Consider the following 26,654-nt stretch of genomic DNA (forward strand, 5'->3'; position numbering starts at 1 on the left):
AGGGCGCTTGCCTGTGTGCTGCCTATCCGCCCCCCTCAGCCCTCAGCCCTCAGCCCTCAGCCCTGATCCATGAAAATACTGATTCTTGGCGCCGGCCAGGTGGGCACCTCCGTGGCTGCCAACCTGGTGAGCGAGGCCAACGACATCACCGTGGTGGACACGGACGCCGGACGCCTGCGCGAGCTGGCCGACCGCTTCGACCTGCGCACGCTGCAGGGCCATGGCGCGCATCCGGACGTGCTCGCCCGCGCCGGCGCCGAGGACGCGGAGATGATCATCGCCGTCACCAACAGTGACGAGACCAACATGGTCGCCTGCCAGGTGGCCTACACGCTGTTCCACACACCCACCAAGATCGCCCGGGTGCGCGCCCCCGGCTTCATGGAGCAGGACAAGCTGTTCGGCCCCGGCGCCCTGCCCATCGATGTGCGCATCAGCCCCGAGCAGCTGGTGACGGACTACATCCTGCGGCTCATCGAGAACCCGGGCGCGCTGCAGGTGACGGACTTCGCCGGCGGGCGGGTGCAGCTGGTGGCGGTGCGCGCCTACTACGGTGGGCCACTGGTGGGCCATGAGCTGCGCACCCTGTACGACCACATGCCGCACGTGGACGCGCGGGTGGCGGCCATCTACCGCCACGACCGCGCCATCCAGCCGGAGGGGGACAGCGTCATCGACGCCGACGACGAGGTCTTCTTCGTTGCCGCGCCACGGCACATCCGCTCCGTGATGAGTGAGCTGCGCCGGCTGGAGAAGCCCTATAAGCGGCTCATCTTCGCCGGCGGCGGCAATATCGGCACACGGCTCGCCCGCGCCACCGAGAAGCGCTACCGCGTCAAGGTCATCGAGCGCGACCTCGACCGCTGCAAGCACATCGCCGAGGCCCTGGAGCGCACCATCGTGCTGCACGGGGACGCCGCGGACGAAGAATTGCTGCTGGAGGAGAACGTCGAGGACACGGACGTCTTCTGCGCCGTCACCAACGACGACGAGGCCAACATCCTCTCGGCCATGCTCGCCAAGCGCCTGGGTGCGCGCAAGGTCATGGCGCTCATCAACCGCACCGCCTATGTGGACCTGGTGCAGGCGGGGCCCATCGACATCGCCATCTCCCCACAGCAGGCCACCATCGGCAGCCTCCTGAAGCACGTGCGCCGGGGCGACGTGGTGATGGTGCACTCCCTGCGCCGCGGCGCCGCCGAGGCCATCGAGGCCATCGCCCACGGCGACGAGGGCTCCAGCAAGGTGGTGGGCCGGCCCATCGAGGCCATCAAGCTCCCCAAGGGCACAACCATCGGTGCCATCGTCCGTGGCGATGAGGTCATCATCGCCCACCACGACACGGTCGTCGAATCCGAGGACCACGTCATCCTGTTCCTTCAGGACAAGCTGCGGGTGCCCGAGGTCGAAAAACTGTTCCAAGTGGGCGTCACCTTCTTCTGATCCCTTTTGATCGGCGGATGCTCTTCTCTGTAAAGCGCCAAGGGCCAGGTGCGAAGGGCGGACGCCGGGGTCGAAGCCTTTTCGCCGTTGCCCTCGGCCCTCAGCCCTCAGCCCTTCTGCAATGAAACACTTCTCCACCGTCCAGAAGGTGCTCGGGCTGCTGCTCATGGTGTTCAGCGTCACCATGCTGCCGCCGGTGGCCGTGGCGCTGCTCTACGGCGACGGCGGCGGCATGCCCTTCGTTTACGCCTTTCTGGTGCTGCTCGGTGCCGGGCTCGTCATCTGGCTGCCCGTGGCCCGGGTCCGCGAGGACTTGCGGCTGCGGGATGGGTTCCTGGTGGTGGTGTTGTTCTGGGTGGCCCTGGGCTTCGCCGGGGCCGTGCCCTTCCTGTTGTCGCCGGAGCCGGATCTGTCGGCGACGGACGCGGTGTTCGAGTCCCTGTCCGGGCTCACCACCACGGGCGCCACGGTCATTCTTGGCATCGACGAGCTGCCGCACTCGGTGCTCTGGTATCGCCAGCAGCTGCAGTGGCTGGGCGGCATGGGCATCATCGTGCTGGCGGTGGCGGTGCTGCCCATGCTCGGCGTCGGCGGCATGCAGCTCTATCGTGCCGAGACGCCGGGGCCCATGAAGGACGCCAAGCTGACGCCACGCATCACCGAAACGGCCAAGGCGCTCTGGTTCATCTATCTGTGGCTCACGGTGGCCTGCGCGCTCGCCTACTGGGCTGCCGGTATGTCGCCCTTCGACGCCGTCGGCCATGCCTTCAGCACCGTCGCCATCGGCGGCTTTTCCACCCATGATGCGAGCATCGGCTACTACGACAGCACCCTCATCGAGATGGTGGCGGTGGTGTTCATGCTGCTCTCGGGCGTCAACTTCGCGCTGCACTTCGTGGCGCTGCGGCGGTTCAACCTTCGCGCCTATGCCCAGGACAGCGAATTCCGCTTCTACCTCTTTCTGCTGGCGGTGACCACGGTCATCGTCAGCGTCGCGCTGTACTACACCAACACCTATATCTTCTGGGACGATGCCATCACCCAGGGGCTCTTCCAGGTGGTCTCCATCGGTACCACCACCGGCTTCACGACGGCGCAGTTCTACACCTGGCCGCCGTTCATCGAAATCATGCTGCTGTTCCTCGCCTTCGTCGGCGGCTGCGCCGGCTCCACCGGCGGCGGCATCAAGGTGATCCGCGTCCTGCTGCTCATCAAGCAGGGCATGCGCGAGATCGGCCGGCTCATCCACCCCAACGCCCAGCTGCCGGTGCGCATCGGCGACAAGGTCATCAACCACCGCATCATCGACGCCGTCTGGGGGTTCTTTTCGCTGTACGTGGCCACCTTCGTGATCATGTACCTGGCCCTGGCGGCCACCGGGCTCGATCTCATCACCGCCTTCTCCGCCGTGGCCGCCTGCATGAACAACCTGGGGCCGGGCCTGGCCACCGTCGGTGCGCATTATTTCGACATGCACGACCCGGGCATCTGGATCCTGTGCTTCGCGATGCTCCTCGGGCGGCTCGAGATCTTCACCCTGCTGGTGCTGCTGACGCCGGCGTTTTGGCGGCGTTGAGGGGGCGGCGCCGTCATCGCAGGTGCCGAGGGCGAACAGGGTTGCGACGGTCGCTGCAATCCGTTGGCCATCCCCACCGACAGTTCGACATTCTCGAAGAGGGCGATCTTGAGGAAGCCCTCGTCGCCGCGGCGGCCATCGGCGATGATCGATTGCAGAAGCAGGCACGCGGCTTTGCCATTCCGCACACCTTCACTCACGGCAGCTCGCAGCAACGTGGCGAATGGTTCGCAAGAGGGGTCAGGGACGGCACTCTCAGTTCCTGCGACAGCTTCCAGAACTGATGCGGACCTGGCGCAGCCCGGGCGTTTGCGTGCCCGGCATCGGTCTGGGTGATCGAGTGCTGCGGCGGACACTGGCGGCACTACTTTTGCAATAGGTTTCCCAGTGGTTCAGGAGACAGAGCCAACCTACCTGGAGTCTTTATGACCATTGATCTTGAAGCGGCCTACGAGGCTGAGCCCGAGTCCCAGCTGTATGTGGGCATCACCAAGGTGTTGGTGGAGAACGACCCGAATCTGATGCGGATGATGCGGGAGGCCAGCTCGAAGATGTGCTGGGCCACTTGTCGCGGTATCTACTTCTGAAGCGCGGGCGCTTTCAGCGGCGGAATCAGCGTGAGATCGATGGGGTCGTATATGTTGTACGTCGGCGGATGCATCTCTTTAATAATTGCGGCGGTATGGAGGACATCGTGCCGCATTCTGGGACGGGCTTCTTCTGTACATAAGCAATCGGAGTAGGTCCGCAATGGGGCGGGAATTGTCGGTCAGGGGTCTGCAGCTGAGCGTCCGCTATGTGCACTCGATTGGACGCGCGTTTGTGGGGTCAGCAGTGGCCGCAACCCGTCTTAAGTGACCATGTCCCCGGACTTTGCCGTCAGGTCCCGGTCCGACGACCGGCCGGCCCCAGCTCCTGCCGGCATTGACAGGGCGGCTTGGAGTTCCGATCCGTTGCTCGTCGGTCTCGGCCTTCAGGTTGGAACTTCGGGCATCGGCGACGTGCTGCGCAATGCCCTCGTCGCTGGCTGCCGGAGCGCAGCCCTCGTCACCTCACGCTGGGTCGCCACTGAGAGGTGCTGCGGGGCCACCGGTGCCTCGCCGAAGGCCTGCTGCCGATGGCTGTTCGGCATTAAATCGAAGATCAGGTGCACCCGGTGGTCGTCGCCGTCGTTCCAGGCCTCGTGTATCTGCTTGTTGTCGAACCACCAGAGCTCGCCGGGCTGCATGCGCTGGAGTTCGTCGCCGGCGCGCAGCAGCGAGCCGGCGGGTGAATGCAGGACCAGATGGAAGCGCGCATGCAGGCGGTAGTAGTCGCCGCGATCGATGTGCGGATAGACGCGCTTTCCCGGCGGCAGGCTCACGATCTTGGCCCGCCCGGGCTGGCAGTCCAGGGCAGCGGCGGTGCTGGTGATAAAGCGGCGGGCCGTGGGGAAGGCGGCGGAACCGCTGGTCCAGCGGCTCTCATGGACATCGCGACGAGGGCGGCCGCGCAGGGCGGATTTGCGCAGGCCGCGCAGGGGGATGCCCAGGGCCTCGCGCTGGACACGGATCTTTTCCTGGCGCCCGGTGGCGAGCTCCCAGGCATCGCTGACGGCGGCGATCTCCGCCAGGAAGGGGTCGACGTCTACGCCGTCACGAATGAGGCTGAAGTAGCGCACTCTGTGGTCTCCTTGGTGGGGTGGGGGCTTGTGCTTCTGGGGGTGGCATCAGCGGCAGCGGCTAGGCCAGCGCCGGCGACAGCCCGGGATACGACATGCAGGGCGAGGTCGCCCATGGACAGGCCGGCGGCAGCGGCGGCGCAGGTCAGGGCACCGCGGGGTCGCGGCAGCTCGATGGCGGCCACCTGGAGGACGGTGACGGTGCCCTTGCCGTCCAGGTGCAGGTCGACGCGAGCGAGGTCGCGGCAGCCCAGCGCCTGCGCGGCGCGGTGCGCGGCGTCTTCCGCCGTCGCGCGGGCTGCGGGAGGGAGGGTGCGGCTGGCGCGGTAGGCGCCGCTGCGACCTTCAACAAGGGGAAGGACCTCGGGCGCGGTCGCGCCATGGCGCCACAGCAGCACGGCGGACACCAGACGTCCTTCGCCCTGCGCCTCGAGGAGTGTTTCGCCGAAGCGCTCCTGCTCGACGAGCGCGCGTTGCAGATCGCGCCGGCTGCGCACCGTGCGCCCGCGGTGATCTGCCTGCAGGCGAGGGCGCACGGTGACCGCGGCACCAGGCGTATCGAGGAAGGCCTCGGCCTGCGCCGGGGTGAGGCGCTGCGGCACTGTGAGGCCGGCCGCGGCGAGCGTCGTGCGATGTGCCTCGCGATCGTCGAGCAGCGCGGGGGCCTGGGGCGCCGGGCCCGTATAGGGCACGCCGAGCATCTCGCAGAGCACGGGCACCTGGGCCAGGCGTGCTGCGCCGTGCGTACCGCCGGCCAGGTTCAGCACGACCAGCGGCGTCCCGCCGCGGGCCTGGCAGCGCCGATGCTCCTCGCGCAGGCACTGGGGCAGGCGATCATCGCCCTCGGCCACGCGCACGCGGAAGCCGTGATCGCGCAGGCTGTCGACGACGTGCTGGAGGCCGGCGCGCCGATAGCGCTTCGGCGCCGCGGGGGTGCGCCGCGCGAGAGGCGGCTCGCCGAAGCGGTTTCGTGCGATGACCACCGTGCCCCGCGTGGTGGACCCCGCAGGGCCCTCGGTGAGCCTTGTCTGCATCGGCTCCAGGAGCCGCAGGTCGAGAAACTCCGATACGAGAACGATGAGGGCGAGCTGCGTGAGCACCAGCTCCGGGCAGGCGAGGACCAGCTCCCGCAACGGCGTCAGCTGGCCGAGCAACGCGATGACGGCGGCGAGGAGGATGGTACTGCCCGTGCGCCAGGCCGCGACGGCGAGGTTTTCCCGGGCCACGGTGTCCGCCACGCTTTCGGCGAGCATCGCCAGGATGACCACGGGGAAAAAGGCCGTGCTCCAGAGCGTTGCCGACCCCAGCCAGCTGCCGCCGAGGAGACCGGCGACCATGGTCAGCGCGACGATGCACAGGATGACGGCCACACGGGCGTAGAGTGGCATGCCCAAGCGCCGCATCACGGGGCGGACGGTCACGACGGTGCCGGCGATGACGAGGATCAGCAGCAGGCTCGGCAGCAGGCCGATTTCCTGGAAGCCGAACGCGATCAGAATGGCGCGGAACCCCAGCACCCGGATGCCGAGGGTCAGGCGCGTCAGGGCGGTCAGCAGCGCCGCGAGCGGCAGCAGGAGAATGTACAGCACCACGTCGCGGTCACCGGCCTGCACCCAGCTCAGGGTGAGTGTGCGGTTGAGCCAGTCGCCGATGAGGATGGCGCCCGGGGGCGCCGGATCGGCGAGCGCGAGGATGCGCAGCGTGACCAGCAACAGGGGCAGCAGGGCGCAGGCGAGCAGGGCACCGAGCATCGGCGCACTGATGCGCTCGCGATCCCGGAACAGGGGTGGGCCGGGCCGGGCGCTCGCGTCGGTGTCGGCGGCGGCCGGGGGCCAGCCATGGATTGGACGGGACACTAGCGATCACTCCGCGGGATGCGTACGGTGGCCGACACGCCGGGACGCAGCTGCGGCGGCAGATCCTCGATGCGGATCTCGACGCCGACCTGCGGTGTGGGGCGCATGCGTGTTTCCCGCGTCTGCGGGAGATAGTCGGCGGGCATCTCGAAATCCGTGGCGAGGCCGACACGGTGGATGGTGCCCTCGAAGCGCTCGCCGGGGATGGCCGCAAAGCTCACCTGCACCGGTGCATCGGTGCCGACACCGCCGAGGGACGCCTCGGGTATCCAGGCTTCCACCCAGGTATCCTCGGTGAGCCACAGGCTGAGGATCGGCATGCCCGTATCCACGGCCATACCCGGCTGCATGAGCCGGCGGATCACGGCGCCGTCGGCCGGTGCCACGACGCGCATGGCGTCGAGATTGGCATCGACCTCGGCGAGCCGAGCCTCCGCCTCACGTCGCCTGGCCTTCAGTACGCGCAGCTGCGCCTCCACAAGGGCGACGCGCTTGACGCCCAGCGTGGCGGTGCGCAGCGCGGCCCGGGCCTCCGCTGCCGCCGCATCGGCCGCGGCGGCGAGGGCCTCCGCCGTCGCGGCGCGGGCGCGGGCGTCGCGCAGGGTCTCGGCGGAGATCGCCCCGCCGTCACCAAGAGACTGCCGCGCGGCGAGAGACGCGCGGGCATCGTCCGCCTGCAGCATGGCCGCGCGGTGCTCCGCCTCCAGGCGGCGCACGTTGGCCTCGGCGCGCGCCAGGGCCGCGTCGGCGTCCTCGCGGCCCAGTGCCAGCGACGTCTCCTGCAGGGCAATTTCCTCTTCCAGGGTGGCGACCTGTGCCGCCGCCTGGCTGCGCACCGCCTGCAGGTGGCTGTCGTCGAGGTGGGCGAGGAGCTGTCCCTTGCGCACACGGTCTCCGGCGCGGACATAAATGTCGCGTACGACGCCCTGACCGCGTACGCCGAGATCGGTGAGGTGGGAGCGTACGAGGGCATTGCCGGTCACGATGTGCGTGGCGCGCCCGTGCAGCCACAGCCCCAGGGGCAACGCTGCACCGACGAGCAGCAGCAGGGCTGTCGCCTGCGCGAGCCGGCGCCGGCGCCGACGAGCGCCGGACGCGGGCACAGGCTGTGGCGCTGCCGCAGGCGTGTCGGTGTCCTCGACGGGCAGCGCCGGCGGGCTGTAGGTCGCCTCACGCAGCACGACTGTTCACCCCCGCGCTGCCGCCGTCCTGTAACCGCGGCGTTTCCTGTATGGCGGCCAGCACGAGCTCGAGAAGGTGTCCGTGCGCGACGAAGTTGTCGAAGTCGTGGTCGATCCCCGGCACTTCCTGGTAGGCGATGTTCGCATCGACACGGTACAGGCGGGCAGCCATTCGCATGGCGAGCACCCAGCGGCGCGCCCGCTCCACGCGCGTGTCGCCTTGCTGCGCATCGATGCGCGGGCTGCGGCGCAGGTTGACGCTGTCGCGATCCTCAGCGCCCACGAGCACCGTTGTGGGAACGGTGAGGAAGCTTGCCGGATCCAGGCTCACGCGGCGAAGCCGGCCCGCCGTGGCGAGGCCGTAGGGGAAGGCGAGGTCGGGGTTCGGGAATGTGTACCAGCCTGCGGCGACGGCGATGAGGTGCTCGACGCGCTCGGGGCGCGTCATCGCCCAGCGGTGGCAGAATTGCGCGCCGCCGCTGTAGCCGAGCAGCATCACGCGCTTGGTGGAGACACCGAGGCATTGCCCTGCAGCGGCGAGGCAGGCGTCGAAATAGTGATCCGCACGCTGCCCGTCGCTCCCCTTGCCGAGGCGCTGGTAGCGCGGGTGCAGTTCCCTCGTGAAGTGGGGTGCGATGAGGGCGCGACGCGTCGCGTCGGCAAGGCGGTGCAGCACCTCGACCTGCTCGTGCACCCGGCGACTGTAGCCGTGCACGAAGACAATCGGAGCGAGGCCGCGATCGACGTTGCGGGGCAGATAGCTGAGGTAATCCGTCCTAGCCTGCGAGACGCGTTGCAGCGCGTGCGGCGGCATCGGGCTGGCGATGCTGTTCATGCGCCCACCGCCCGCTGCATACCTGCAGCCAGGGCCTGGTCCCGCAGCGCCGCGGCAACGGCGGCCGTCGCCAGCTCTTCGCGGTTGGCGCTGCTGAGGCCGGTGGCCTGCTGCGCCTCACGACGCTGCAGGGGAGAGGCGGACAGCAGGCCCGACAGTGCCAGTACCGGTATCGTCGTGGCTGCCAGCGACGTGACGGCGGCGCTGGCCCCCATGGCGTCGCGGGCCGCGATCACGATGCCGCGTACCCGCGCAGCAAAGCGTGCGCTCGCGATCAGCTCGCGCGTTTCGCGCTGGTAGACGCCGTCAGCCACCTCCATGACCACGGTGTCGATGCCGTGATCGGCCATGTCCTGCAGCAGCGTGTCCATCGCCGCCTCGATGCGCTCGAGCGGAGCGAGATAGGTCGAGGCCATGCCGGCGTCGGTGAAATCGAGGACGCGGTCCGCGCCGGCGTCGTGCAGCAGCCAGGTGTCGCCGCCGGCGCCGGTGCCAGTGATCTTCAAATACCCGGTGCGATAACCGGCCGCGCGCAGGCCGCGCACGAGGTAAGCGGCGGTCTGCGTCTTGCCGGCGTCCATCGCCGTGCCGACGATCGCGATCACCGGCGGCAAAGCCGCGCCGTGGCCCCTCGGCTCGAGGGCGAAGTCGCCGAGATTCAGGGGGCGACCCGCAGGCCCAGTCAACAGGCCGAGGGGTGATATGCGCGTCGGGCCGCGGGAGATCCGGTCGTGCCAGGACAGGGCCAGGGCAGCGATGCCGCCGCCGGCGACGAGGTGACAGGGACCGAGATGCTGGGGCACGCGCGCCTCGAATTGCTCACAGGCGTAGCGATTGCCGTAGGCGATGACGATATGGTCGTCGACGAACAGCCGCCGCCGACGACCGTCGGCAAGCTGTAGATTGGCGTGATGGCCGAGGGCATCGACGCGGGCGAGTACAAGATCGCCGGCGCGCGGTGCACTGGACTTGTCGAGCCCCGTCACGGCGCTGCGGTCGACGCGCCGGGTGCTGAAAGCCCAGGGCGCGGCAGCGGCAACGGCTGCGCCGTCGGCGATCCTGCGCGCCTCCGGCGCAGGGTCCTGGGGTGGCGCGACCTCCGCCAGGATCTTTTCACTATCTTCGACGACGCGGCTGCGCCATGCGTCGATACTCTGAATGTCGCCCATGTTTTCGCTCCTGTGTGTATGGATCGGCGGCGTGTTGCGCTTGAGGTCAATTAGGACTGCGGAGAATGGATTACAAGTTGACGCAGCCCTAAGGCCCGACGTTGGGGCTGAGACGGGAAGGTAATGAGCGTCAGCTTGACGCGCATCGACAAGTCCCAATTGCCTTGTCGCGTCGATGAGATGATTCTGCTCGGGTCAGCTTAACCGGCAGCTGAATGGCGTGGCGAAGAGGGGCCTGCTTTTGCGGCGGGCGTGTGGTGACAACTCTCTCAGAGACAATGCAGTGACTATGTCACCAGGCGCTCGCCGTGACCGGCCTATAGATACGGGTCCTCGCCTCGGCCCAACCGCGAAATTGAGTCCCGAAAGGCAATCTTCGACAAAGTTTTTACTGCTCATTGTTCGGAAAAGGCGAGCAACGGCCCGGCTCGCGGGCCTTTACGTCCCCGCGCGTACTCAAGTTCCGCAGACGTGCATAGAAGTGATAGAACGCATATAGCAATAAGGAGAGCCCTGAGTGCAGACTCAGGTATATACTTTGCTGTTGGCCCGGCAATTTCACAAGATCTTAGAAGTCGGAGAACGGCGCTCTCCGGCCCCGCCCGATTCCTGGGCAGGATGCCCAATGAATCGGCATCTCCGGAGCGGGTCGAGCACAGCATGGGCGAGGCTCTCGCAATGGCTGATCGCCCTGGTGCCCGGCGACGACGACCTCAACGACCAAGATCGCCTGCGCCCTGTTCACCATCAGGGGCCTGTTACTGGCGGTGGCGGCGGGCAAGGAAGACCGTACGGGCAGGCAGGGGCGCCGCCGGCGGGATGGAGGAAGGACGCTGGCCAGCGCCGGTATGCTGAACCCCGCTCGGAGCTCACACCGGCGGATACTGACCGCGATGCGAGTTATAAGAGAATCGTCGCCGACCAGGTGGGCCGGGATTGCCTACGGGTGCAGCACGTCATCGAGTGCCAGCTCCACGCACTGTGGGCGCTGCGGCTCGACCTCGACGCCACCGACGGCCCCCGAGGTGTCAACTGCATTGCCGATGCGTCTGTCGCTCTCGTCGCTGGCTCGGCAAACGCGGGCGAAAAGCTTTCAGAAAAAGAGAGCGCCTTGAAGCTCAGCGCGACTTGTCGCGCCGCTGCTTGAGGTAACCGCCAACATAGCCACCAATACCCATAGCGATGAGGCTCAGCCACCAAGGCGTTTCTATCGGCTGGCTAATCGCGGCGGACAGCGCTGGACCGAGGCTGCCCGCGAAGAGGCCAATGAGCCCATAGCGAACGGGTGTACTGAGATTGCTCGATCGCATCACTCCCAGCAGAAAACCCGGAAGCCCAGTTCTCGGACTGACCTGGGCAGACCGTGGCGGGCCGAGAGCAGACCTCTGCGGCGCGACTGCTGATCACCGAGTCGAGCAGGCAATCGTCGGGCCCTTAACAGGTTCGTTCCGCCCGGACTCGAGGATCAACCGCCGAAGATCACGGCGTCAAATATCACGTAACGCGCCTCACCGTCTCGTACTTCGAAGAGGTCGCCCTGTTTGGTCGCGGCGGTATCGTGGTAGCCATCGGCCTGGCTCGTGTCGGCGCCAAGGAACGCCCCGTTCTCGAAGAAGCGGGTACGGCTGCGTCCATCGGGTCTGGTCACGACGACCGTCGCCGTGCCACCGTCGTCGCGGGCAACGCCGAAGCCGCATCCGGCGTGCAGCAGGGCAACCGCAGCGGGGAAGCGCAAAGTGTCGAACATCGGGCACGCCTCATTACCGAAAGGCGAGAAAGACCGTGCCCCCACCGCATCGCCCGGAGCACCTGTGCGGCCGCCGTGGCGGTGCTTCGACTTGGGTTTCGACATGGTCCAAGTCGCATCGATTGACGATTAAATGACGCCCCGGCGTTGCACTGTGCGCGCCCGGCATGGCCTGCGGGCCGACAGCCTGGGCTGCATCAACTGCAACTCCGCAATGCAACCATCGTTGGATGCAAGGCATCGCCATCGCGTGCCTTGTTTGCTTCCGCCGATGACCAGGGTGTTGGGCTCCGAGGGCTCGCAGCGGGCCACTTAAGCGCTGCGGGAATCCGATTCCGAGACTTAGGAGACGGTGCCGCCGATCAAGGAGACATCGTGGGTTGCACCGACATTGACAGGTTCCGGCGCCGGTCAGCATCTGTTCGCCAATGTCTCCGGCGCGCTTGCGGACCGCCAGTCCTTGCCAAGGCCCCATACGAAGGCCGAACGCGTTGGAGCAGCATCGCGCAGGCGGCGCGCATGACCGGACTCGCACAGGGCGCGATTGTCGTCACCAATCGGCTCCGCACGGGGACGGGCCGCTGCTGCCGCTCGACGCCGGGCGCTCCAGGTACAACTGCCGGCTCGAAGATGACGGCACCGTCACCGTTTTCGGTGAGTACGCGAACTGCGTCCACGCGCTCCAGCCCGAGCAGGGTGGTCGAGAGGTGGCAGGGGAGCTTGGCCTACTGTTGCTCGCAGTGTTGGTCTAGGTGCTCATCGGGTGGGCGATGAGCTGCGTCCTCAACGCGGGCCTCGAGGCCACGGGCAGCGCGTCGGTGCTCCTGCGGCGCTTTCTGCGGGTCTGCATCCGGGGCATCGCCATGGTCGTCGGCGAGCGGATAGGCCTCGCCGCTTTGAACCTGGACAACACGCCGCTGTTATCCTGCGACTGCATTTGACCCTACAGAGGGCCCGGAGGCGGCGGGAACCCATCGACGTTGCTGAAGCTCCCGAACGCGCCCGCGGTGATATTACGCAAATCGCCGCGGGGGACGAGCTGAGGCTCGAGGAAGGTGAGCCGCGGCTCTTCGAAGGCCGATCTGGCGCTGCACGGCGTTGCAGTTCCATCGGTTGGTACATTGGCGGTTGGTACATTGGCGGTTGATACATTGGTGCCGGTCGGATGGTTCGTGCGCATGGTTGTCATCCTCCGAAATGGACACTTGGTTGAATCCCCGCGCCCAGGCTGTGCGAAGACATCAAGCCCGAGCAGCGGGAGGACACATTGGCAATCCGCACCTGGCAGCCTGGTTTAGGGGCAGGTGCAGTCATAATAGATGGTGAGAGCCTCGGGCATCGCGTCTACGTCATACTGCGCGTATGCCGTGTTCGAGGTTTCGCCGCAGCCTACGGGCGGCGCAGACGTGCGTGGCGGGCTGATGATGGGCGGGGGCGCGTAGGTATTGGAGATGGGCTCCGGCTCAATCGCCGTGATACGCACGGTCGGCGTCGCTTCCGGGCTCACGGTGATGGCGTAGGTGTCAGTGGTAAACGGCGCTCTGTACACGTCGAGCTCGCCCCTTCCCCCACACACATCCACTACACCCTGCTGCGCGACCAGGGTGGCAGGCACCGTGGCCTGCCCGAGCGGGTCGCGCCAGAAGTCGACAAAAAAGTAGAAGTTACGGGCCGTATCCAGTCCGATCACGTAAGCGACGTCCACACACTCGCCGACCGCAAGGGACAGGTCCGCGTAAGACCCCCGTCCAGGGAAATCGACAATTGAGCCCGCCCCAGCCGGATCCCCGGGGGCGCCGCCGGGAATACGGTTGAGCACGACATTGTTGCCGGTCAGCTGCACCGTGCGCGACTCCAGTCCCACGCCCTGGTCTCCGGCATCCAGGTTATTCCCATTGCAAACCTCGGCGGTGAAGTAGAAACGCCCGGCGGGAAAGCCCGCATCCGCCCTTGGGTCGTAGAACTGGTCCTTGACGACGGGTACCGGCGGTATGAGGTCATCATTGACGAGAACGCCCTGCGCGAGGGCCGTTGGAGCAGCAATACAGGCCACCGCCAGCAGTAAGGCCCGGCTCATTTCCGAATCCAGCGAGACTGAATACATGTCGTAACGATCTCCATACGTATGGCGAAGTTGAGACGCGGAATCGGGCCGGGCCGGCGAGCGTTCTTGTGCATGTCATGGCGGCTGCGCGCCTGGGCAGCGATCCGGTGCGAAGAGCGAACAGTGCAACACGCCGGCCCAGTGGTGTTGATCGGGGTCGACGCGATCAAATCCCCCAGCGTTTCCCTGTAATGCGCTGGAGCATGACCTCGGCGGAGCAGCGCGGCGCAGTGCGGCTCGCAACGGGCTGTGGTCGCCGGCCGCACCGCAGCGATGCGCCGGAGACGTACTGCGGAGTAAGGAGAGCGATGGTCGGGCTGTTGCTGAAGCCAGGCGCACGCCGGCACTGTTTTGGGATCGGGAAGGCCGCGGCGGGAAGCTGACTGCCTACAATAGTGCCGCAAGCTTCGCTCGCGCCGCTGTCGGGGGGCGCCGGAGCCAAGCGCTGGGGGACGCCCAATGTCTCCCTATGGGTCGGTAACTGCTGCTCGGGGCGGCTCTGGCGAGCGTCCGCCAGCTGCGGGTGAGCGGACGTCCGGTCGTGAAAGCAACAGTGCCACTCCAGAGCGTTGCACGGCGGGCGAAGGGAGAACGGCAGTGCTCCGGCGCCAAGCGAGACCAATCCTGCAGCAAAAGCAGCTGATATTAATGATTCACGGGTCCGTGGAACCACTCATATGCGTGATGCATTGCGTCGCAGGGACGTGCGGAAAGGGGGGCGCCAGCGCGCGCAACCAGTGCGGCACATGTCTGTTTGGCGCTATGGTTGAACATTGCCGGAGCGTGGTTGGTGCGTAGTGACCACGATGGTTTTTCGTCGTCGAAGCTCGCCGCTGTCGCTGCCGGTCAGTGGATGTCGGCTGCTGCGCGTCCGCGGCTTGCCGAGGTCGTGCACAGGCGGTGGGGCGCGGCGGTGCAGTGAGCTGAAACGACAGCTCGAACCGTTGGCTGGAGTCAGCCGAGACAATGCTGAGTGTCTGTGTTGCTGCGCAAAGGGCAGGTCGTGGGGATCGGCGCGAATCACCGGATCCGATGCGGAGCGGCCGCCCGAGCTAGCCCCGTACTTCGGCTCGGGTCAGGAGCTCGTGACACCCTTATATAAGCGACCTGTCGAGGACTGCTTGGAATGGTGATGGATAGTCGGGAGCTATGCGTGACGACCCTTCCTGCGGCTGCACCTAAGGGTCGGGAGCCGCCTCTCAGGGGTCTTACGGTAAGCGTGCGCTATCTGTGCCTAAGCTGTCGCCCGTTTTTTGTGTCGGGAGCGGCCGTAATCGGCCACTGTGTGTAGTTGCCGACTATGTGAAGTGGCCATGTCGCCCCCAACGCTGACCTGCGTTGGGGCTGGACGTTGCTTCGCATAGCGTCAAGCGGTCGCGGAACGCTCGCATCGCGGTCCGCCGGTGCGGCCAAGAGCGGACATCGCGTCTACCGCCCAGTCTGGCTCGGGTTCTCGCGCGCGTTCAGCAACTAACAGGGGCATACCCTCAGGGGCATACCCTGCGCTTGCGCTGGTACCGCCAGCCTGGGCGCGGATGGCGGCAGCAGGCCGCGGCTGTCCCCAGTGGCGGCGGTGGCCTACCTGGATGGCAAGCGCCCATGCTTCTGCCACCACCCCGGCAGGTCACCCACCGACTCCAGCACCGCGTCCGGGCGGATGTCGCCGTGCAGGTCGGCGGGGCGGAATTTGCCGGTGCGCACCAGCGCCGCCTTGATGCCGGCCCGTTGCGCGCCGGCCACGTCGCCGCGGATGTCGTCGCCGATCATGAGCGTGCGCGCCGGCGTGCTGCAGACGGCGGCCACGGCGGTGTCGAAGAAGGCCGCCGCGGGCTTGCCGAGGACCACGGGCTCGATGCCGGTGGCGTACTGGAGGGCCGCGACGAAGGGGCCCGCGTCCAGCTGCAGGCCGCCGCCGGCATGCCAGTAGCGGGTCATGCCGAGCGCCAGCAGCCGCGGCGCCGGCTTGGCCGCCAGCAGGCGGAAGGCACGGTTCAGGGTGCGGAAGTCCCAGCCCTCGGCGAGATCCCCCACCACCACGGCACCGGCGCCGCGCTCGGCATCTGCCGGCAAGAGGTTGAGCCCGGCGAAGTCCGCGGCCGTGGCCTGCGGCGCGAACAGTGCGATGTCTTCGATGCCCTCCGCCCTGAGCCAGGCGCAGGCGGCCGCCGGCGGTGCCAGGATGTGCTCCTCCGCCACCTCGATGCCGAGCCGCCCGAGCTTGTGGGCGATGGCCGCCCGGGGCCGCGAGCTGGTGTTGGTCAGGAACAGGTGTGGAATGTTCTCGCCGCGCACCCAGGCGACGGCCTCGGCCGCACCGGGGAGCAGCGTATCGCCCTGGTAGAGCACGCCGTCGAGATCGAACAGGATCGCCTGCATCGCTGGGTCTCCCCGAATGGTTCTAGGCGGCTGTCCGACCGGTCAGGGCATCGGCCCGGTACAAAAGGGCCGGGTTGTCGCAGACGAGCGTGGTCGCCATGGCGGTGGCCTGCGTGACGGTGGATCGGGAGACGCCGGACCTGTTTCCGGCGAGTGTGCAGGAGTATTTGCCCGAACGCCATCTTACGCGGCTTCTTGGTCGAGCTCGTCGACCAGCTCGGTCTGCGCCATCTGGTCCGGTCGTCGAGCAGCACCTGAGCATGAACCTCGTGGGGACCGGCCTTGCCACCGTCGCCGCGCACTGGCTCGACATGCGCGACCCGGGCACCCGGCTCTGCTGCGTCGCGATGCTGCTCGGACGCCTTCAGAGCTTCACCATCCTGGTGCTGCTGACGCCGGCGCTCCGGCGGCGGTGAGGGAGGCGCAGCGTCGGGATGCGCTGTCGCCGGCCCGCCGCGCGCAGCTGCTCCGCCTCCGCCGGCCGGCCCGGCTCGCAGGCCCTATTGCATCATCGGGACGCCCGCCGCGCTGCGCCGCGGGGCGTCCGCGCCCGCGCGGCGCGCCAGGCGAACAGCCCAAGCCAGATCAGCGCCCAAGTGCCCGGCAACGGCGTCGTGTACAGCACCACGCCCTCGGCGGTGTATTCCAGATACATCCGCCGGCGGCTGTCGAAGGCGAATACCAGATCGCCGTCGGCGTAGTTGCCGAAGGTGCCGGTGGGCGTGCCGTTGGCGCCGATGAGCGTCAGACGGTCAAGCGCGGATAAAGGCAAAGCCCGGCTCCAGGTCCAGCAGCAGCTCGCCGCCGAGCACCAGAGCACGGTTGACCAGCAACGGCACGCCGGTGTACGCGCCGAAGCTCAGCAGCGTGACGGCAAGGGTGCCCGTGCCGGTCTGGGTGAAGTCGCGGCTGATGACGGACGCGCCCGGCACCGCGCCTGCGCGCCCGACCGGCACCGCGCCGCCCGCCCACGCCGGGATTCCATCCAAAACGATTGGAAACAAAAGGTTATAGCATGGTGCGCGGCCGCGGAGACGTTGAAAGTGCGCCCGGTGCCCCCAAGGTTGGCCTTATCAGCGTCAGCATATGACGAAATACTTATAGAGGTACCAACCGATGAACAACTTCATCCCGAACTTCCCGAGCGACGGCGTCATCACCGTGAACCGGGTGGTCCTGAAGCCCGAGTACGACGTGGACGACCTGCAGGAGCGGGTGGCCATGCTGTGCGAGAACGTCAAGACCTATCATTCGGACACAGGCTTCATCGGCGGCTTCGTCGCCATGAACAGCGGCGCCATCTCCAACGAGGGCTCCACCACCGGCCAGGCCGTGGACAGCCCGATGAAGGACCGCGAGGCGCTCATCGTGACCTTCTGGGACAGCTTCGAGCATCACGAGGCCTCGCACCGCAGCGAGACCTTCCAGCCGCTGTTCCAGGAGGTGCTGGAGCTGTGCGAGAACGGCAACGAGGAGATCGCCTACGAGATGCTCTGGTCCGGCCGCGCCTACGACGCGGAGCAGGCCCAGGCGGCGCAGGCTGCGAAGGCGCGCTACGCCGCCTGAACGGCTTGAGCGCAACCGCCGGGGCCCGGGAGCCGGGCCCCGGCGCCCCCGGCCCATTGCTGCGGTCCGTTGCTCTGACCCGTTGCGCCGGCCCGTTGCGCCGACCCGTGTCAGGGCGCCCTCGGCCGGCGTCCCGTCTCCGGCATCTGCCTGTCCGCTTTCTGTCTTGCCGATACCTGCTCGCACTTGCGCCGGGCGGGCTGTCTGCTGTTTGTCCGGCATGCGGGCTTCCGGTGTCGTCGCTCCGGTGCCGACACAGGGCCGCCCAGTGCCCTGCAAAGACTTCCACTCCTCACCGCTGATCCCCAGGTATCCCGGCGAGCGGGCGGCCGGAGCCGTGGTCGGTCGAGCGCGGATGGTACCCCGGGCATGCGGTCTGCCATGGCATTCGACGGCCGACTTGGCCCATCATGCACGGTTACGCGCCTGTCCAGCACCGGCGCGTCCTGCACCGGCGCGGCGCCGTCCGGCGGGATCGACGGGACAGCGGCTGCACGCGGATATCTCGCCGCGTCGGCCTTGCCCGGAGCCGCCCGCCCGCGCCAGGATAAGCGCCCGGGTCCGACACCATACAAGGACACCAAAGGGGTGAAGCCAGCATGAGCATCATCGACAATCTGGAAACCATGCGCGCCCGCGGGCAGGACTCTGCGCTGCTGCGCTACAGCCTCGGTAACGAGTATCTGAAGCAGGAGCGGCTCGACGCCGCCCTGGAGCACCTCGCCGAAGCCGTACGCATGGACGCGGGCTACTCGGCGGCCTGGAAGCTCTACGGCAAGACGCTCGCCGCCGCCGGCCGCCACGAGGAGGCCATGAAGGCCTTCGATCACGGCATCGCCACCGCCGAATCCAAGGGCGATGTGCAGGCCGCGAAGGAGATGCGGGTGTTCCGCACCCGCTCCCAGCGCGCCCTGGAAGCGGAATCCTAGCGGCCATGCGCCCAGGCCCACGGGCCGGCCCTGCTGGCTCTGCCGTTACTCTCCGTTGCTGTCGTAGGCTGGATTGCGCCTGCGCAATCCAGCAGCAGCGCAGACGGTCCGACCTGGGGCCGCCGAGTTTCACTCGGCAACAAAACGCCGAGCGGAGCTTGCCGCCTGCTCCAAGACGCCTGTGGACCCAGCCTTAGCACTTAAGTAAGCACCAGCAGGTTCTCGGCAGACATGCTCAGCCGGGGCCCTCGATGTCGGCAAGGGCGGCGTCGCGGCTGCCCTGGCAGATGGCGCGCAGCGGGGGCTGCGGACATGCTGAACCCTGTGCAACCGCGCAGGCTCAGCGCTCCGCTTTGCCGACGCTGAGACCGTACTTGGCGATCTTCCGGTCCAGGGCGGGGCGTGAGATGCCGAGGATCTCGCAGCTGCGCGCCTTGTGACCGCCGGTGTGGTGCAGCACCCGCTGCACATGCTCCGCCTCCACCTCGTCCAGGGTGCGCAGCACGCCTGCGCCATCGGCCGCGCCTGCCCCGGGCGCCGCTGGGCCGGCGGACGCCGCGGGCAGATCCAGCAGTTGCTCCGTCACCACGCCGGTGCGCGCGGCGAGCGCCGCCCGCGTCAAGAGGTTTTCGAGCTCGCGCACGTTGCCTGGCCAGTCATGGGTTCCGAGGGCGGCAAGTGCGGCGTCGGTGAGCCGCGGGCGGGCGATTGCCAGCCGCTCGGCGATGCGGCCCAGGAGCCCCTCGGCGAGCAGCGGGATGTCCTCTGGGCGCTCGCGCAGGGGCGGCATGTGGATTTCCACCACTCGCAGGCGGTAGGCCAGATCTTCGCGGAAGCGCCCGGCGGCGGCTTCAGTCATGAGGTCGCGGTTGGTGGCGGCGACGATGCGGGCGTTGCTGGTGAGGGTCTCGGTGCCGCCGACGCGCTCGAAGGTCTTCTCCTGGATGGCCCGCAGCAGCTTGGCCTGGAGCGGGCCCGCGAGCTCGCCCACCTCGTCCAGGAATAGGGTCCCGTTGCGGGCCTGCTCCAGCTTGCCTGGCTTGCGGGCGTGGGCGCCGGTGAAGGCGCCGCGCTCGTGCCCGAACAGCTCGCTCTCCAGCAGGGTGTCCACCAGCGCGGCGCAGTTGACGGCGACGAAGGGCCCGGCCGCCCCGCTGTGCTGGTGGATGAGGCGGGCGACCACCTCTTTGCCGGTGCCGGACTCGCCGGTCACGAGCACCGTCGCCGCCCCGCGCGCGGCGACGGCGATGCCCTTGCTCACGGTCAGCATGGCGGCACTGCGGCCGATGAGGTCGCGCTCGGGTGCCATGGGGGCGGTATCGGGTGCCTGTGCGGCGGCGCTGCGCTCGGCCCTCAGGCGTGCGATGGTCGCCTCCAGCTGCGGGGTCTGCACCGGCTTGTGCACGAAGTCCGCGGCGCCCAGGCGCATGGCCTCGATGGCGAGCTCCAGGTCGTGCTGGCCGGTCATCATGACGACGGCAAGGTCCGGCGTGCCCGCCAGCAGCTGCGGCAGCAGGTCGATGCCGCGGCCGTCCGGCAGGTGCTGGTCCAGCAGCGCGACCTCGCATCGGCGCGATGCGGCGGCCGCCAGGCCCGCGGCGCAGTCGCGGGCGACCTCCACCTGCGCGCCCTGGTCTTCGAAGTGCAGGGCCAGCATCTCGGCGAGCGCCGCGTCGTCTTCGATGATGAGAAGGCGCGTCTGCTGCATGTTTCGGTCGCTTGAGGGGAGGACCGGCGCGGGTCGGGGCTCTCGCGCGCAAAGCTTAGCATTCTGTGGGTGGGGCACTCCGAGCGCCGGGGACGCCAGCCCTGCGCTGCCGGGAGCCGAATCCAGGAAGCGGTGGATTCTGTTAGGTGTTGTTACGATTTGTTACTTTAAAAATTAGAATCTACTTATATACTCATGCCCATCGTCAATACCGACTTGAACCGGAGTTACAACATGCTCGAAACACTCGCCATCGCAGCACTCGTCATGGGCGGCGTCTCCACGGCCACCATCGTCACCGATGATCAGGCCGTGGCCGACGCGGACCGCCAGACCAACAGCGTCGAGGTGCAGAAGCAGGATCAGCGCGAGACCCGGCAGGCCAACGCCGCCGAGAATCCCTTCCTCGACTGATCCAACGGAGCGCGGCCGGCCCGCTTGGCCGGGCCGGCGGCTCTAAGCCGGCCCCGGGTCCTGGACCCGGGGCCGTTTTTTTGTGCCTTTTGCCTGTGCGAACCGGCTGCGCGGTGGCGTCGGATGGGCTCAGCCCCCAGCCTCGATACGGATCAGCTCCGGCTGCGGCGCAGCGTCGGCTTCGCCCTGCCAGCTCTGCCGCAGGGGCCTCAGATCCTGACAGGTCCGGCCCACGGCGAGGCGCACATAGGCGGCGTCCGCCACCCGCCCGGCGCTCGGGTCGAGGCCGCGCCAGCCGGCACCCGGCACCAGCACCTCCGCCCAGTGGTGCAGGCCCGCTCCGTCGGCGGCAGGCGGCTCGGAGTGGTAGCCGCTCACCAGGCGCGCCGGCAGCCCCCAGCTGCGGGCGAGGGCCGCGAGGGTCATCGCCAGCTCCGCCGGTGTGCCGCGGGCCTCGCGCAGCGGGCGGTCCGCACTGGCGTCCTCGGCTGTGGCGCCGGCCGTGACGTCGAGTCGGAGGCTGGCGCAGGTCCCGGTGAGCCAGGTGTTGGCATCCTGGAGCTGGGCGAAGAGCGCGACCCCGGGGCGCAGCACCGGCAGCGCATCCGCCATCCGGGCATCGACGCCGAGCTCCGTGGCGTCGGCGCCGTCCACCAGTGCCTGGAGCAGCGGGGATGCCGCGTCGCGATGCAGCACCAGATCCCACAGCCGCGGGGCCTCGCGCAGGCTCGCGCTGATCCACTCCCGCTCCCGGGCGGGCTCGATGCGCTCGCAGGCGAAGGGATCATCCAGCAGCGTTTCCACGTCGGCGTCCATCGCCAACAGGAGGCCGTCATGGGCGCCGAGCAGCGCGGTGCGGTGCACCTGGTTGCCGAAACAGTCCCGGTGCGAGGCCATGTCCACTTGCGGCGTGCAGGTCACCGCGAGCCGGTGCAGGCGCTGGCCCGCGTCGTCCCAGGGGGCGCAGCGCCACTCCAGGTGATGCTCCCGCACCGGGGCGGGGCAGCGGATGGCCACGCTGCGGTGGATGCGAAACCTCATGCGGCACCCCCGGCGGCTTGGCCCGGCCGGGTGGCCGGCAGGTCCGGCGAGTCTTCCGCCGCCGCCATGTGCGCCTGGAAGTAGTCCGCCTGCAAGGCCGTGGTCAGCGCCGCGAGCAGATCCAGGAAGCGCTCCAGATACTCGTGCAGCCCCTGCTCCAGAATCCCGCGCGAGGACACGTCGGTGAGGTGGGCGCGCAGGGCGGCCATGTGCGCCGGCACGTCACCACCGGGCACCTGCCCGATGCGCCCCAGCGCCCGCTCCATGCCGTCCATGCAACAGCGCAGGGAGCGCGGGAAGTCGGGGTCCAGCAGCACGAACTCCACCACGTCGATGGGCCGGATGCCGCTCTGGTACTTGCGCCGGTATGCCTCGAAGCCCGACAAGGACTTGAGCAGTGCACCCCACTGGTAGTAGTCGAGCGGCGAGCCCACCAGGGTCAGGTCCGGCAGCAGCAGGTGGTAGCGCACGTCGAGGATGCGGGCGGTCATGTCGGCGCGCTCCTGGAGGCTGCCGAGCGCCGTGAAGCCGTACGCCTCGCCGCGCATCATGGTGCTCTGGGTGAGGCCGAAGAAGAGCGCCACCTCGCGGTGCACATAGGCGTAGAGGTCCGCCGCACGCCAGGGTTGGAGCTTGGTCTTGAGATGGCTGTCGGTGGTGAGCCAGAACTGGTTGATGGCCTCCCACATCTCCTGGGAGATGCGGTCGCGCACCACCCGGGCGTTCTCGCGGGCGATGCGCAGGCTGTTGTAGAGCGAGCCCGGGTTGTCCTTGTCCTGTGTGAGAAAGCGGATGACGCGCTGTACCGTCACCTGGCCGTCCGGGTGGCGCGCCAGATAGCGCTCGTCGGCCTCGACGATGGTGAGCAGCGGCGTCCACTGCATCGCCTCCGTGGCGCCCTCGTCGGCCTCCAGCATGTAGCGCACGTTGATGTCCAGGATGCGCGCGGTGTCGTCCGCGCGCTCCAGGTTGCGGGACATCCAGTACAGGCTCTCGGCGATGCGGCTCAGCATGTTGAGAAGGACGGAGCACGAAGTACGAGGTACGGAGTACGGTGGCGGAGTCCGGCTGCTCGCCGGGCGACTGATTCTGGAGTACTCGCCCTCCTTCACTCCGCCAACACCCAAGTATCCTTACTCCCCCCACCCTGCGACGAGTTCACCACCAGCGACCCCTTGGTCATGGCCACGCGCGTGAGGCCGCCCGGCACCACGTCGATGCCGTCGCCATAGACGATGAAGGGGCGCAGGTCAAGGTGGCGGGATTCCAGCTCCCCGTCGAGGTAACAGATGTGGCGGGAGAGCTGGACCACGGGCTGGGCGATGTAGTTGCGCGGGTCCGCCTGCACGCGGCGGGCGAAGTCGGCGCGCTGGGCCGTGGTGGAGCTCGGCCCCATCAGCATGCCGTAGCCGCCGGACTCAGCGACGGCTTTGACCACCATGCGCTCCAGGTTGTCCAGCACATAGGCGCGGTCGTCGGGGTCGGTCATCTGGTAGGTGGGCACCTGCCGCAGGATCGGCTCCTCGCCCAGGTAGTAGCGCACGAGCGCCGGCACATGGCTGTAGACGGCCTTGTCGTCGGCGATGCCGGCGCCGGGCGCATTCACCAGGGCCACGTTGCCCGCGCGCCAGGCGTTGATCAGGCCGGCGACGCCGAGCACGGAGTCGGCGCGGAACACCAGCGGGTCCAGAAAGGCGTCGTCCACCCGGCGGTAGATGACATCCACCTGTTGCAGGCCATGGGTGGTCTTGAGAAAGACACGGTCGTTGCGGCAGACCAGGTCGCGCCCCTCGGCGAGCTCCACGCCCATTTCCTTGGCCAGAAAGGTGTGCTCGAAGTAGGCGGAGTTGTAGATCCCGGGCGTCAGCACGACGATGCTCGCCCGGTCCTTGCCCCTGGGCGAGAGGTGCCTCAGCGCCTGCAGCAGCAGGGCCGGGTAGTGCTCCACGCGCCGCACCCGGTACTTGCTGAAGAACTCGGGCAGGATGCGCCGCTCGACGATGCGGTTCTCGATCATGTACGACACGCCGGACGGTGTGCGCAGGTTGTCCTCCAGCACCAGATAGCGGCCGTCCTCGTCGCGGATCAGGTCCACGCCGCCGATGTGGGTGTAGATGTCGTGCGGGGCGTCGATGTCCATGATCTCGCGGCAGAAGTCTTTGCCGCGAAAGATCAGCGCCGGCGCAATGACGCCGTCCTTGAGGCAGCGCTGGCCGTGGTAGAGGTCCTTCAGAAAGAGGTTCAGCGCGCGGATGCGCTGCTTGAGGCCCGCTTCGATGTGCGCCCACTCGGCGGCGGTGATGATGCGTGGCAGGATGTCGAATGGCCAGACCCGCTCGATGCCCTCATCGGACTCCGAGTACACCGTGAAGGTCACGCCCTCGGTGTGCAGTGTCAGGTGCGCTTCACGCGCCTTGTCGCCGAGCAGGTGCTGCCCCGTGCGCTGGATGTGCTCCCACATGGGCAGGTAATGCTCGCGCGGGCGGAAGTCCTCCTGGTAGAACTCGTGATAGGCGCGGGCGGCACTCGTGTCGGCGCCCGGCGGGCGGGCAGCGAAGCTCGGCAAAGACTGGCTCTGGAAAGCGGCTGACACGTCTGTGGCTCAGTGAATGGCGGGCACCGGCTGCAAACCTCTCTAGCGATTAAGCAAGACGCGTACCCGAGCTTCGCAAAACGCGTACGCGATGCAGGGCGTGGGCCATCCGGCGTGGTCGTCCGCGGCAAGCCCCTAGCCAAGGACCTTGAGCGGTGGCGCCCTCATGACGGTCGAGCGACAGCGACGTCCGGTGCCGATGGTCGGCCTGCCCGCACGGTGAGCGCCGCCGGCTGCGAGCAGGCTGCCCCGCATCGGGGCAACCCGGGACAGGCGACATCGGAATAACGCCCAGGCCCGCGTCAGGCATCCAGGCGGTGAGCGCGCTGTCATGGGGCGCCGCGCAATGTTCTGGTGCAGGCGACGACCCGATGCGCCCGACACCGGCGCGTCCCGGGCACGCTCGCCGAGCTTTTTTGGCCCGCCGAAGGTAGGTTTCAGGGCGTGTGGCCCGAAAGTTGCAGGCTCGACGCTCTGTCAGCTTGCATTCCGCCAGGTGCTCGCGGCTGATGGAGCCCGTCGTCTCCGCGGCCATCCGCTCGCAGTGACCGCACCACCCGCTGCCGACCACAACGGGTGCCAACGAGAAAACCAATACTTTGAAGAGAACCTATTGGCTGGTTCCGGGGCTTCCCCTCCAATACCCTAGCGCGTCGCTGTGGTGCAGCCTGTGCTGTGCCCCCCTTGTGCCTGCATGTCGAGGAGCACAGACCCATGACAGCCTCCACACACTATGATTGCATCGTCGTCGGCGGCGGTGTCACCGGCACCGCGCTGCTCTACGAGCTGGCCAGGTTCACGGACTTGAAGCGCCTGCTGCTGGTGGAGCGCCGCGAGCGCCCGGCGCAGGTGAATTCCCACGCCCACAACAACAGCCAGACCATCCACTGCGGCGACATCGAGACCAACTACTCGCTGGAGAAGGCGGCGGCGGTGAAGCGCACGGCGTCGATGATCGTCAACTACGCCACCAAGCTGCCGGCGGCGGAGCGCGACCGCATCATCCACCGCATGCCGAAGATGGTGCTCGGCGTCGGCGCACGCGAATGCGGCTACCTGCGCGGGCGCTACCAGGCCTTCCGCAACCTGTACCCGCGCATGCAGCTGCTGGAGCGCGACGACATCGCAGACCTGGAGCCCAATGTCGCGCTGGTGAACGGCGCCCATCGAAACGAGGAAATCGTCGCCACCGGCACCCCGGACGATTACTGCGCCGTGGACTTCCAGGCCCTGTCGGAGTCCTTCTCCGCCCAGTGCGAGCGCCTGGACCGGGCGCCGGACCGCCACGTGAGCCAGCTCTACAACACCGAAGTCTCCGAGATCGCCAAGGACGGCGACGACTATCTGCTCCAGACCAGCCGCGGCCCCATGCTTGCGCGCTCCGTGGTGGTCTGCGCCGGCGGGCACTCGCTGCTGATGGCACAGCGCATGGGCTTCGGCCTGGAGTACTCCTGCCTGCCCATGGCCGGGTCCTTCTACTTCGCCCCCGAGGCCCTCAACGGCAAGGTCTACACGGTGCAGAATCCGGCGCTGCCCTTCGCCGCCGTGCACGGCGACCGCGACATCGCCACCGACGGCAAGACCCGGTTCGGCCCCACGGCGCTGATGCTGCCCATGCTGGAGCGCTACAACCCGGCCACCATCCGCGACTTCTTCCGCGTGCTGAACCTGGACCAGGACGTGGTGGCCACCCTCTGGAACCTGCTCAAGGTGGCCGACATCCGCAACTATGTGCTGCGGAACTTCCTCTACGAGGTGCCCTGGCTCAACCGCCGTCTGTTCCTGCGCGAGATCCGCAAGATCGTCCCGCAGCTGACGGTGCAGGACATCGAGTACGCCCATGGCTACGGCGGCGTGCGCCCGCAGCTCATCGACCGCCGCTCCCGTGAGCTCAAGATGGGCGAGGTCAAGATCATCGACGGCCACGGCATCGTCTTCAACATGACGCCGTCCCCCGGCGGCACCAGCTGCCTCGGGAATGCCGAGCAGGACCTGCGTCTGGTGGCCGAGCACCTGGGCGCCCGGGTCGACTGGGCCGCCTTCGAGCGCGAGCTGCTCACCGGCCACGAGGACACCCGCGACGTGCCGGCTCCCGTCCTCGCTGCCGCCGGATGATGCACTTGGATCGGCCTTTGAGAGCCGACCTGCCCCAAGTCGACTGAAGTCGGCGCACCCCAGGGCTGGCGCCCCCGGGCACGCTGGCCTCATCCGGCCCCGTCGACAGGCGGACCTTCAGTCCGCCGGGCACGCGGGGCGGTCCACCGCCTCGGTCGGCGTCGCGGACAAAGCCGGCCCAGGGCGCCCGGCGCCCAAGGGCCGCGCAATCATCGCTCCCAACCAGCCCTTCGCGGCCTGCCAGGGCCTGCAACGGCTTGATGGTCGTCTTCACCTCCACGTCACTGCCTGCCGCGCGCCCACAGGGTACCCGCGCGCCGAGCCGGCGGCGCGAGCCACGC

25 protein-coding genes are annotated in these 26,654 nt (G+C 68.0%); 11 read left to right on the forward strand and 14 right to left on the reverse strand.

Annotated elements, in window-relative coordinates; translation table 11 throughout:
- Positions 1–69 precede the first annotated feature (69 nt).
- The 4 genes from trkA (at position 70) to QZ607_RS08375 (ending at position 3,606) form a co-directional block, all read left to right on the forward strand.
- Complete coding sequence (trkA, locus tag QZ607_RS08360; protein ID WP_295881808.1) at positions 70–1,443, forward strand: Trk system potassium transporter TrkA; 1,374 nt, start codon at positions 70–72, stop codon at positions 1,441–1,443.
- Positions 1,444–1,564: 121 nt separating this feature from the next.
- Positions 1,565–3,019 (forward strand): TrkH family potassium uptake protein, encoded by a 1,455-nt coding sequence (locus QZ607_RS08365; RefSeq protein WP_295881810.1) that lies wholly within the window; start codon positions 1,565–1,567, stop codon positions 3,017–3,019.
- A gap of 41 nt (positions 3,020–3,060) precedes the next feature.
- Positions 3,061–3,303, forward strand: coding sequence for a neutral zinc metallopeptidase (locus tag QZ607_RS08370; protein WP_295881812.1), 243 nt, complete (start codon positions 3,061–3,063; stop codon positions 3,301–3,303).
- A 141-nt stretch (positions 3,304–3,444) separates the two neighbouring features.
- The gene (locus tag QZ607_RS08375; protein ID WP_295881815.1) at positions 3,445–3,606 is read left to right on the forward strand and encodes a hypothetical protein; all 162 of its coding nucleotides are present in this window, start codon (positions 3,445–3,447) and stop codon (positions 3,604–3,606) included.
- Positions 3,607–3,992: 386 nt separating this feature from the next.
- On the opposite strand, the gene QZ607_RS08380 is transcribed toward QZ607_RS08375, so the two are convergent.
- Genes QZ607_RS08380 through QZ607_RS08400 form a run of 5 tightly spaced genes read right to left on the reverse strand, consistent with a single transcriptional unit; the run spans position 3,993 to position 9,720 of the window.
- Positions 3,993–4,679 (reverse strand): aspartyl/asparaginyl beta-hydroxylase domain-containing protein, encoded by a 687-nt coding sequence (locus tag QZ607_RS08380; RefSeq protein WP_295881817.1) that lies wholly within the window; start codon positions 4,677–4,679, stop codon positions 3,993–3,995.
- A complete protein-coding gene (locus QZ607_RS08385; protein ID WP_295881819.1) occupies positions 4,646–6,535 on the reverse strand; it encodes a 7TM domain-containing protein in 1,890 nt (629 codons plus the stop codon). Before QZ607_RS08385 ends, QZ607_RS08380 begins: the two co-directional genes overlap by 34 nt.
- A complete protein-coding gene (locus QZ607_RS08390) occupies positions 6,535–7,716 on the reverse strand; it encodes an efflux RND transporter periplasmic adaptor subunit (protein ID WP_295881820.1) in 1,182 nt (393 codons plus the stop codon). The genes QZ607_RS08385 and QZ607_RS08390 overlap by 1 nt, the downstream gene beginning before the upstream one ends.
- On the reverse strand, positions 7,706–8,551 hold the full coding sequence (locus QZ607_RS08395; RefSeq protein WP_295881821.1) for a hypothetical protein: 846 nt from the start codon (positions 8,549–8,551) through the stop codon (positions 7,706–7,708). The genes QZ607_RS08390 and QZ607_RS08395 overlap by 11 nt, the downstream gene beginning before the upstream one ends.
- The gene (locus QZ607_RS08400) at positions 8,548–9,720 is read right to left on the reverse strand and encodes a molybdopterin-guanine dinucleotide biosynthesis protein MobB (RefSeq protein ID WP_295881823.1); all 1,173 of its coding nucleotides are present in this window, start codon (positions 9,718–9,720) and stop codon (positions 8,548–8,550) included. Before QZ607_RS08400 ends, QZ607_RS08395 begins: the two co-directional genes overlap by 4 nt.
- Before the next feature lie 946 nt (positions 9,721–10,666).
- Here QZ607_RS08400 and QZ607_RS08405 point away from each other — a divergent pair.
- On the forward strand, positions 10,667–10,867 hold the full coding sequence (locus QZ607_RS08405) for a hypothetical protein (protein ID WP_295881825.1): 201 nt from the start codon (positions 10,667–10,669) through the stop codon (positions 10,865–10,867).
- 318 nt (positions 10,868–11,185) lie between these two features.
- Here QZ607_RS08405 and QZ607_RS08410 read toward each other — a convergent pair whose 3' ends face one another.
- On the reverse strand, positions 11,186–11,467 hold the full coding sequence (locus tag QZ607_RS08410; RefSeq protein ID WP_295881826.1) for a hypothetical protein: 282 nt from the start codon (positions 11,465–11,467) through the stop codon (positions 11,186–11,188).
- A 770-nt stretch (positions 11,468–12,237) separates the two neighbouring features.
- Here QZ607_RS08410 and QZ607_RS08415 point away from each other — a divergent pair.
- Positions 12,238–12,408 carry a hypothetical protein gene (locus QZ607_RS08415; RefSeq protein WP_295881827.1) on the forward strand — a complete coding sequence of 57 codons (171 nt, stop codon included), beginning with the start codon at positions 12,238–12,240 and terminating at the stop codon, positions 12,406–12,408.
- A gap of 353 nt (positions 12,409–12,761) precedes the next feature.
- Here the strand turns inward: QZ607_RS08415 and QZ607_RS08420 are convergent, their stop codons facing one another.
- Complete coding sequence (locus QZ607_RS08420) at positions 12,762–13,571, reverse strand: hypothetical protein (RefSeq protein WP_295881829.1); 810 nt, start codon at positions 13,569–13,571, stop codon at positions 12,762–12,764.
- A 1,578-nt stretch (positions 13,572–15,149) separates the two neighbouring features.
- Positions 15,150–15,947: a TIGR01458 family HAD-type hydrolase gene (locus QZ607_RS08425; RefSeq protein WP_295881830.1), complete on the reverse strand. Its 798-nt coding sequence runs from the start codon at positions 15,945–15,947 to the stop codon at positions 15,150–15,152.
- 260 nt (positions 15,948–16,207) lie between these two features.
- On the opposite strand from QZ607_RS08425, the gene QZ607_RS08430 reads away from it, so the two are divergent.
- Positions 16,208–16,363 carry a hypothetical protein gene (locus tag QZ607_RS08430; protein ID WP_295881832.1) on the forward strand — a complete coding sequence of 52 codons (156 nt, stop codon included), beginning with the start codon at positions 16,208–16,210 and terminating at the stop codon, positions 16,361–16,363.
- A 92-nt stretch (positions 16,364–16,455) separates the two neighbouring features.
- Here QZ607_RS08430 and QZ607_RS08435 read toward each other — a convergent pair whose 3' ends face one another.
- Complete coding sequence (locus QZ607_RS08435) at positions 16,456–16,719, reverse strand: hypothetical protein (protein ID WP_295881834.1); 264 nt, start codon at positions 16,717–16,719, stop codon at positions 16,456–16,458.
- Positions 16,700–16,951, reverse strand: coding sequence for a hypothetical protein (locus QZ607_RS08440; protein ID WP_295881836.1), 252 nt, complete (start codon positions 16,949–16,951; stop codon positions 16,700–16,702). The genes QZ607_RS08435 and QZ607_RS08440 overlap by 20 nt, the downstream gene beginning before the upstream one ends.
- Before the next feature lie 112 nt (positions 16,952–17,063).
- On the opposite strand from QZ607_RS08440, the gene QZ607_RS08445 reads away from it, so the two are divergent.
- Together QZ607_RS08445 and QZ607_RS08450 are read left to right on the forward strand one after the other, a co-directional pair.
- Positions 17,064–17,513, forward strand: coding sequence for a ligand-binding protein SH3 (locus tag QZ607_RS08445; protein ID WP_295881837.1), 450 nt, complete (start codon positions 17,064–17,066; stop codon positions 17,511–17,513).
- 599 nt (positions 17,514–18,112) lie between these two features.
- Complete coding sequence (locus QZ607_RS08450; RefSeq protein ID WP_295881838.1) at positions 18,113–18,442, forward strand: tetratricopeptide repeat protein; 330 nt, start codon at positions 18,113–18,115, stop codon at positions 18,440–18,442.
- Between the two features lie 340 nt (positions 18,443–18,782).
- Here the strand turns inward: QZ607_RS08450 and QZ607_RS08455 are convergent, their stop codons facing one another.
- On the reverse strand, positions 18,783–20,150 hold the full coding sequence (locus QZ607_RS08455; protein ID WP_295881839.1) for a sigma-54 dependent transcriptional regulator: 1,368 nt from the start codon (positions 20,148–20,150) through the stop codon (positions 18,783–18,785).
- 234 nt (positions 20,151–20,384) lie between these two features.
- On the opposite strand from QZ607_RS08455, the gene QZ607_RS08460 reads away from it, so the two are divergent.
- Positions 20,385–20,564, forward strand: a complete 180-nt coding sequence (locus QZ607_RS08460; protein WP_295881841.1) for a hypothetical protein — start codon at positions 20,385–20,387, stop codon at positions 20,562–20,564.
- Positions 20,565–20,693: 129 nt separating this feature from the next.
- On the opposite strand, the gene QZ607_RS08465 is transcribed toward QZ607_RS08460, so the two are convergent.
- From QZ607_RS08465 to QZ607_RS08475, 3 genes are all read right to left on the reverse strand, one after another.
- On the reverse strand, positions 20,694–21,605 hold the full coding sequence (locus QZ607_RS08465) for a transglutaminase family protein (protein WP_295881842.1): 912 nt from the start codon (positions 21,603–21,605) through the stop codon (positions 20,694–20,696).
- On the reverse strand, positions 21,602–22,618 hold the full coding sequence (locus QZ607_RS08470; protein WP_295881844.1) for an alpha-E domain-containing protein: 1,017 nt from the start codon (positions 22,616–22,618) through the stop codon (positions 21,602–21,604). Before QZ607_RS08470 ends, QZ607_RS08465 begins: the two co-directional genes overlap by 4 nt.
- A 95-nt stretch (positions 22,619–22,713) precedes the next feature.
- Positions 22,714–24,171 carry a circularly permuted type 2 ATP-grasp protein gene (locus QZ607_RS08475; protein ID WP_295881879.1) on the reverse strand — a complete coding sequence of 486 codons (1,458 nt, stop codon included), beginning with the start codon at positions 24,169–24,171 and terminating at the stop codon, positions 22,714–22,716.
- Positions 24,172–24,912: 741 nt separating this feature from the next.
- Here QZ607_RS08475 and QZ607_RS08480 point away from each other — a divergent pair.
- The gene (locus QZ607_RS08480) at positions 24,913–26,313 is read left to right on the forward strand and encodes an FAD-dependent oxidoreductase (RefSeq protein WP_295881845.1); all 1,401 of its coding nucleotides are present in this window, start codon (positions 24,913–24,915) and stop codon (positions 26,311–26,313) included.
- The last annotated feature ends 341 nt before the right edge of the window (positions 26,314–26,654 follow it).

It is taken from the genome of uncultured Thiohalocapsa sp. (genome assembly GCF_913063425.1).
GTDB lineage: Bacteria > Pseudomonadota > Gammaproteobacteria > Chromatiales > Chromatiaceae > Thiohalocapsa.

Bases quoted from the DNA above. Each gene is read 5' to 3' on its own strand.
- trkA (WP_295881808.1), top strand. From the start codon at position 70: ATGAAAATACTGATTCTTGGCGCCGGCCAGGTGGGCACCTCCGTGGCT.
- QZ607_RS08365 (WP_295881810.1), top strand. From the start codon at position 1,565: ATGAAACACTTCTCCACCGTCCAGAAGGTGCTCGGGCTGCTGCTCATG.
- QZ607_RS08375 (WP_295881815.1), top strand. From the start codon at position 3,445: ATGACCATTGATCTTGAAGCGGCCTACGAGGCTGAGCCCGAGTCCCAG.
- QZ607_RS08395 (WP_295881821.1), bottom strand. From the start codon at position 8,551: ATGAACAGCATCGCCAGCCCGATGCCGCCGCACGCGCTGCAACGCGTC.
- QZ607_RS08400 (WP_295881823.1), bottom strand. From the start codon at position 9,720: ATGGGCGACATTCAGAGTATCGACGCATGGCGCAGCCGCGTCGTCGAA.
- QZ607_RS08410 (WP_295881826.1), bottom strand. From the start codon at position 11,467: ATGTTCGACACTTTGCGCTTCCCCGCTGCGGTTGCCCTGCTGCACGCC.
- QZ607_RS08415 (WP_295881827.1), top strand. From the start codon at position 12,238: ATGAGCTGCGTCCTCAACGCGGGCCTCGAGGCCACGGGCAGCGCGTCG.
- QZ607_RS08420 (WP_295881829.1), bottom strand. From the start codon at position 13,571: ATGTATTCAGTCTCGCTGGATTCGGAAATGAGCCGGGCCTTACTGCTG.
- QZ607_RS08425 (WP_295881830.1), bottom strand. From the start codon at position 15,947: ATGCAGGCGATCCTGTTCGATCTCGACGGCGTGCTCTACCAGGGCGAT.
- QZ607_RS08430 (WP_295881832.1), top strand. From the start codon at position 16,208: ATGAACCTCGTGGGGACCGGCCTTGCCACCGTCGCCGCGCACTGGCTC.
- QZ607_RS08445 (WP_295881837.1), top strand. From the start codon at position 17,064: ATGAACAACTTCATCCCGAACTTCCCGAGCGACGGCGTCATCACCGTG.
- QZ607_RS08450 (WP_295881838.1), top strand. From the start codon at position 18,113: ATGAGCATCATCGACAATCTGGAAACCATGCGCGCCCGCGGGCAGGAC.
- QZ607_RS08455 (WP_295881839.1), bottom strand. From the start codon at position 20,150: ATGCAGCAGACGCGCCTTCTCATCATCGAAGACGACGCGGCGCTCGCC.
- QZ607_RS08460 (WP_295881841.1), top strand. From the start codon at position 20,385: ATGCTCGAAACACTCGCCATCGCAGCACTCGTCATGGGCGGCGTCTCC.
- QZ607_RS08465 (WP_295881842.1), bottom strand. From the start codon at position 21,605: ATGAGGTTTCGCATCCACCGCAGCGTGGCCATCCGCTGCCCCGCCCCG.
- QZ607_RS08470 (WP_295881844.1), bottom strand. From the start codon at position 22,618: ATGCTGAGCCGCATCGCCGAGAGCCTGTACTGGATGTCCCGCAACCTG.
- QZ607_RS08480 (WP_295881845.1), top strand. From the start codon at position 24,913: ATGACAGCCTCCACACACTATGATTGCATCGTCGTCGGCGGCGGTGTC.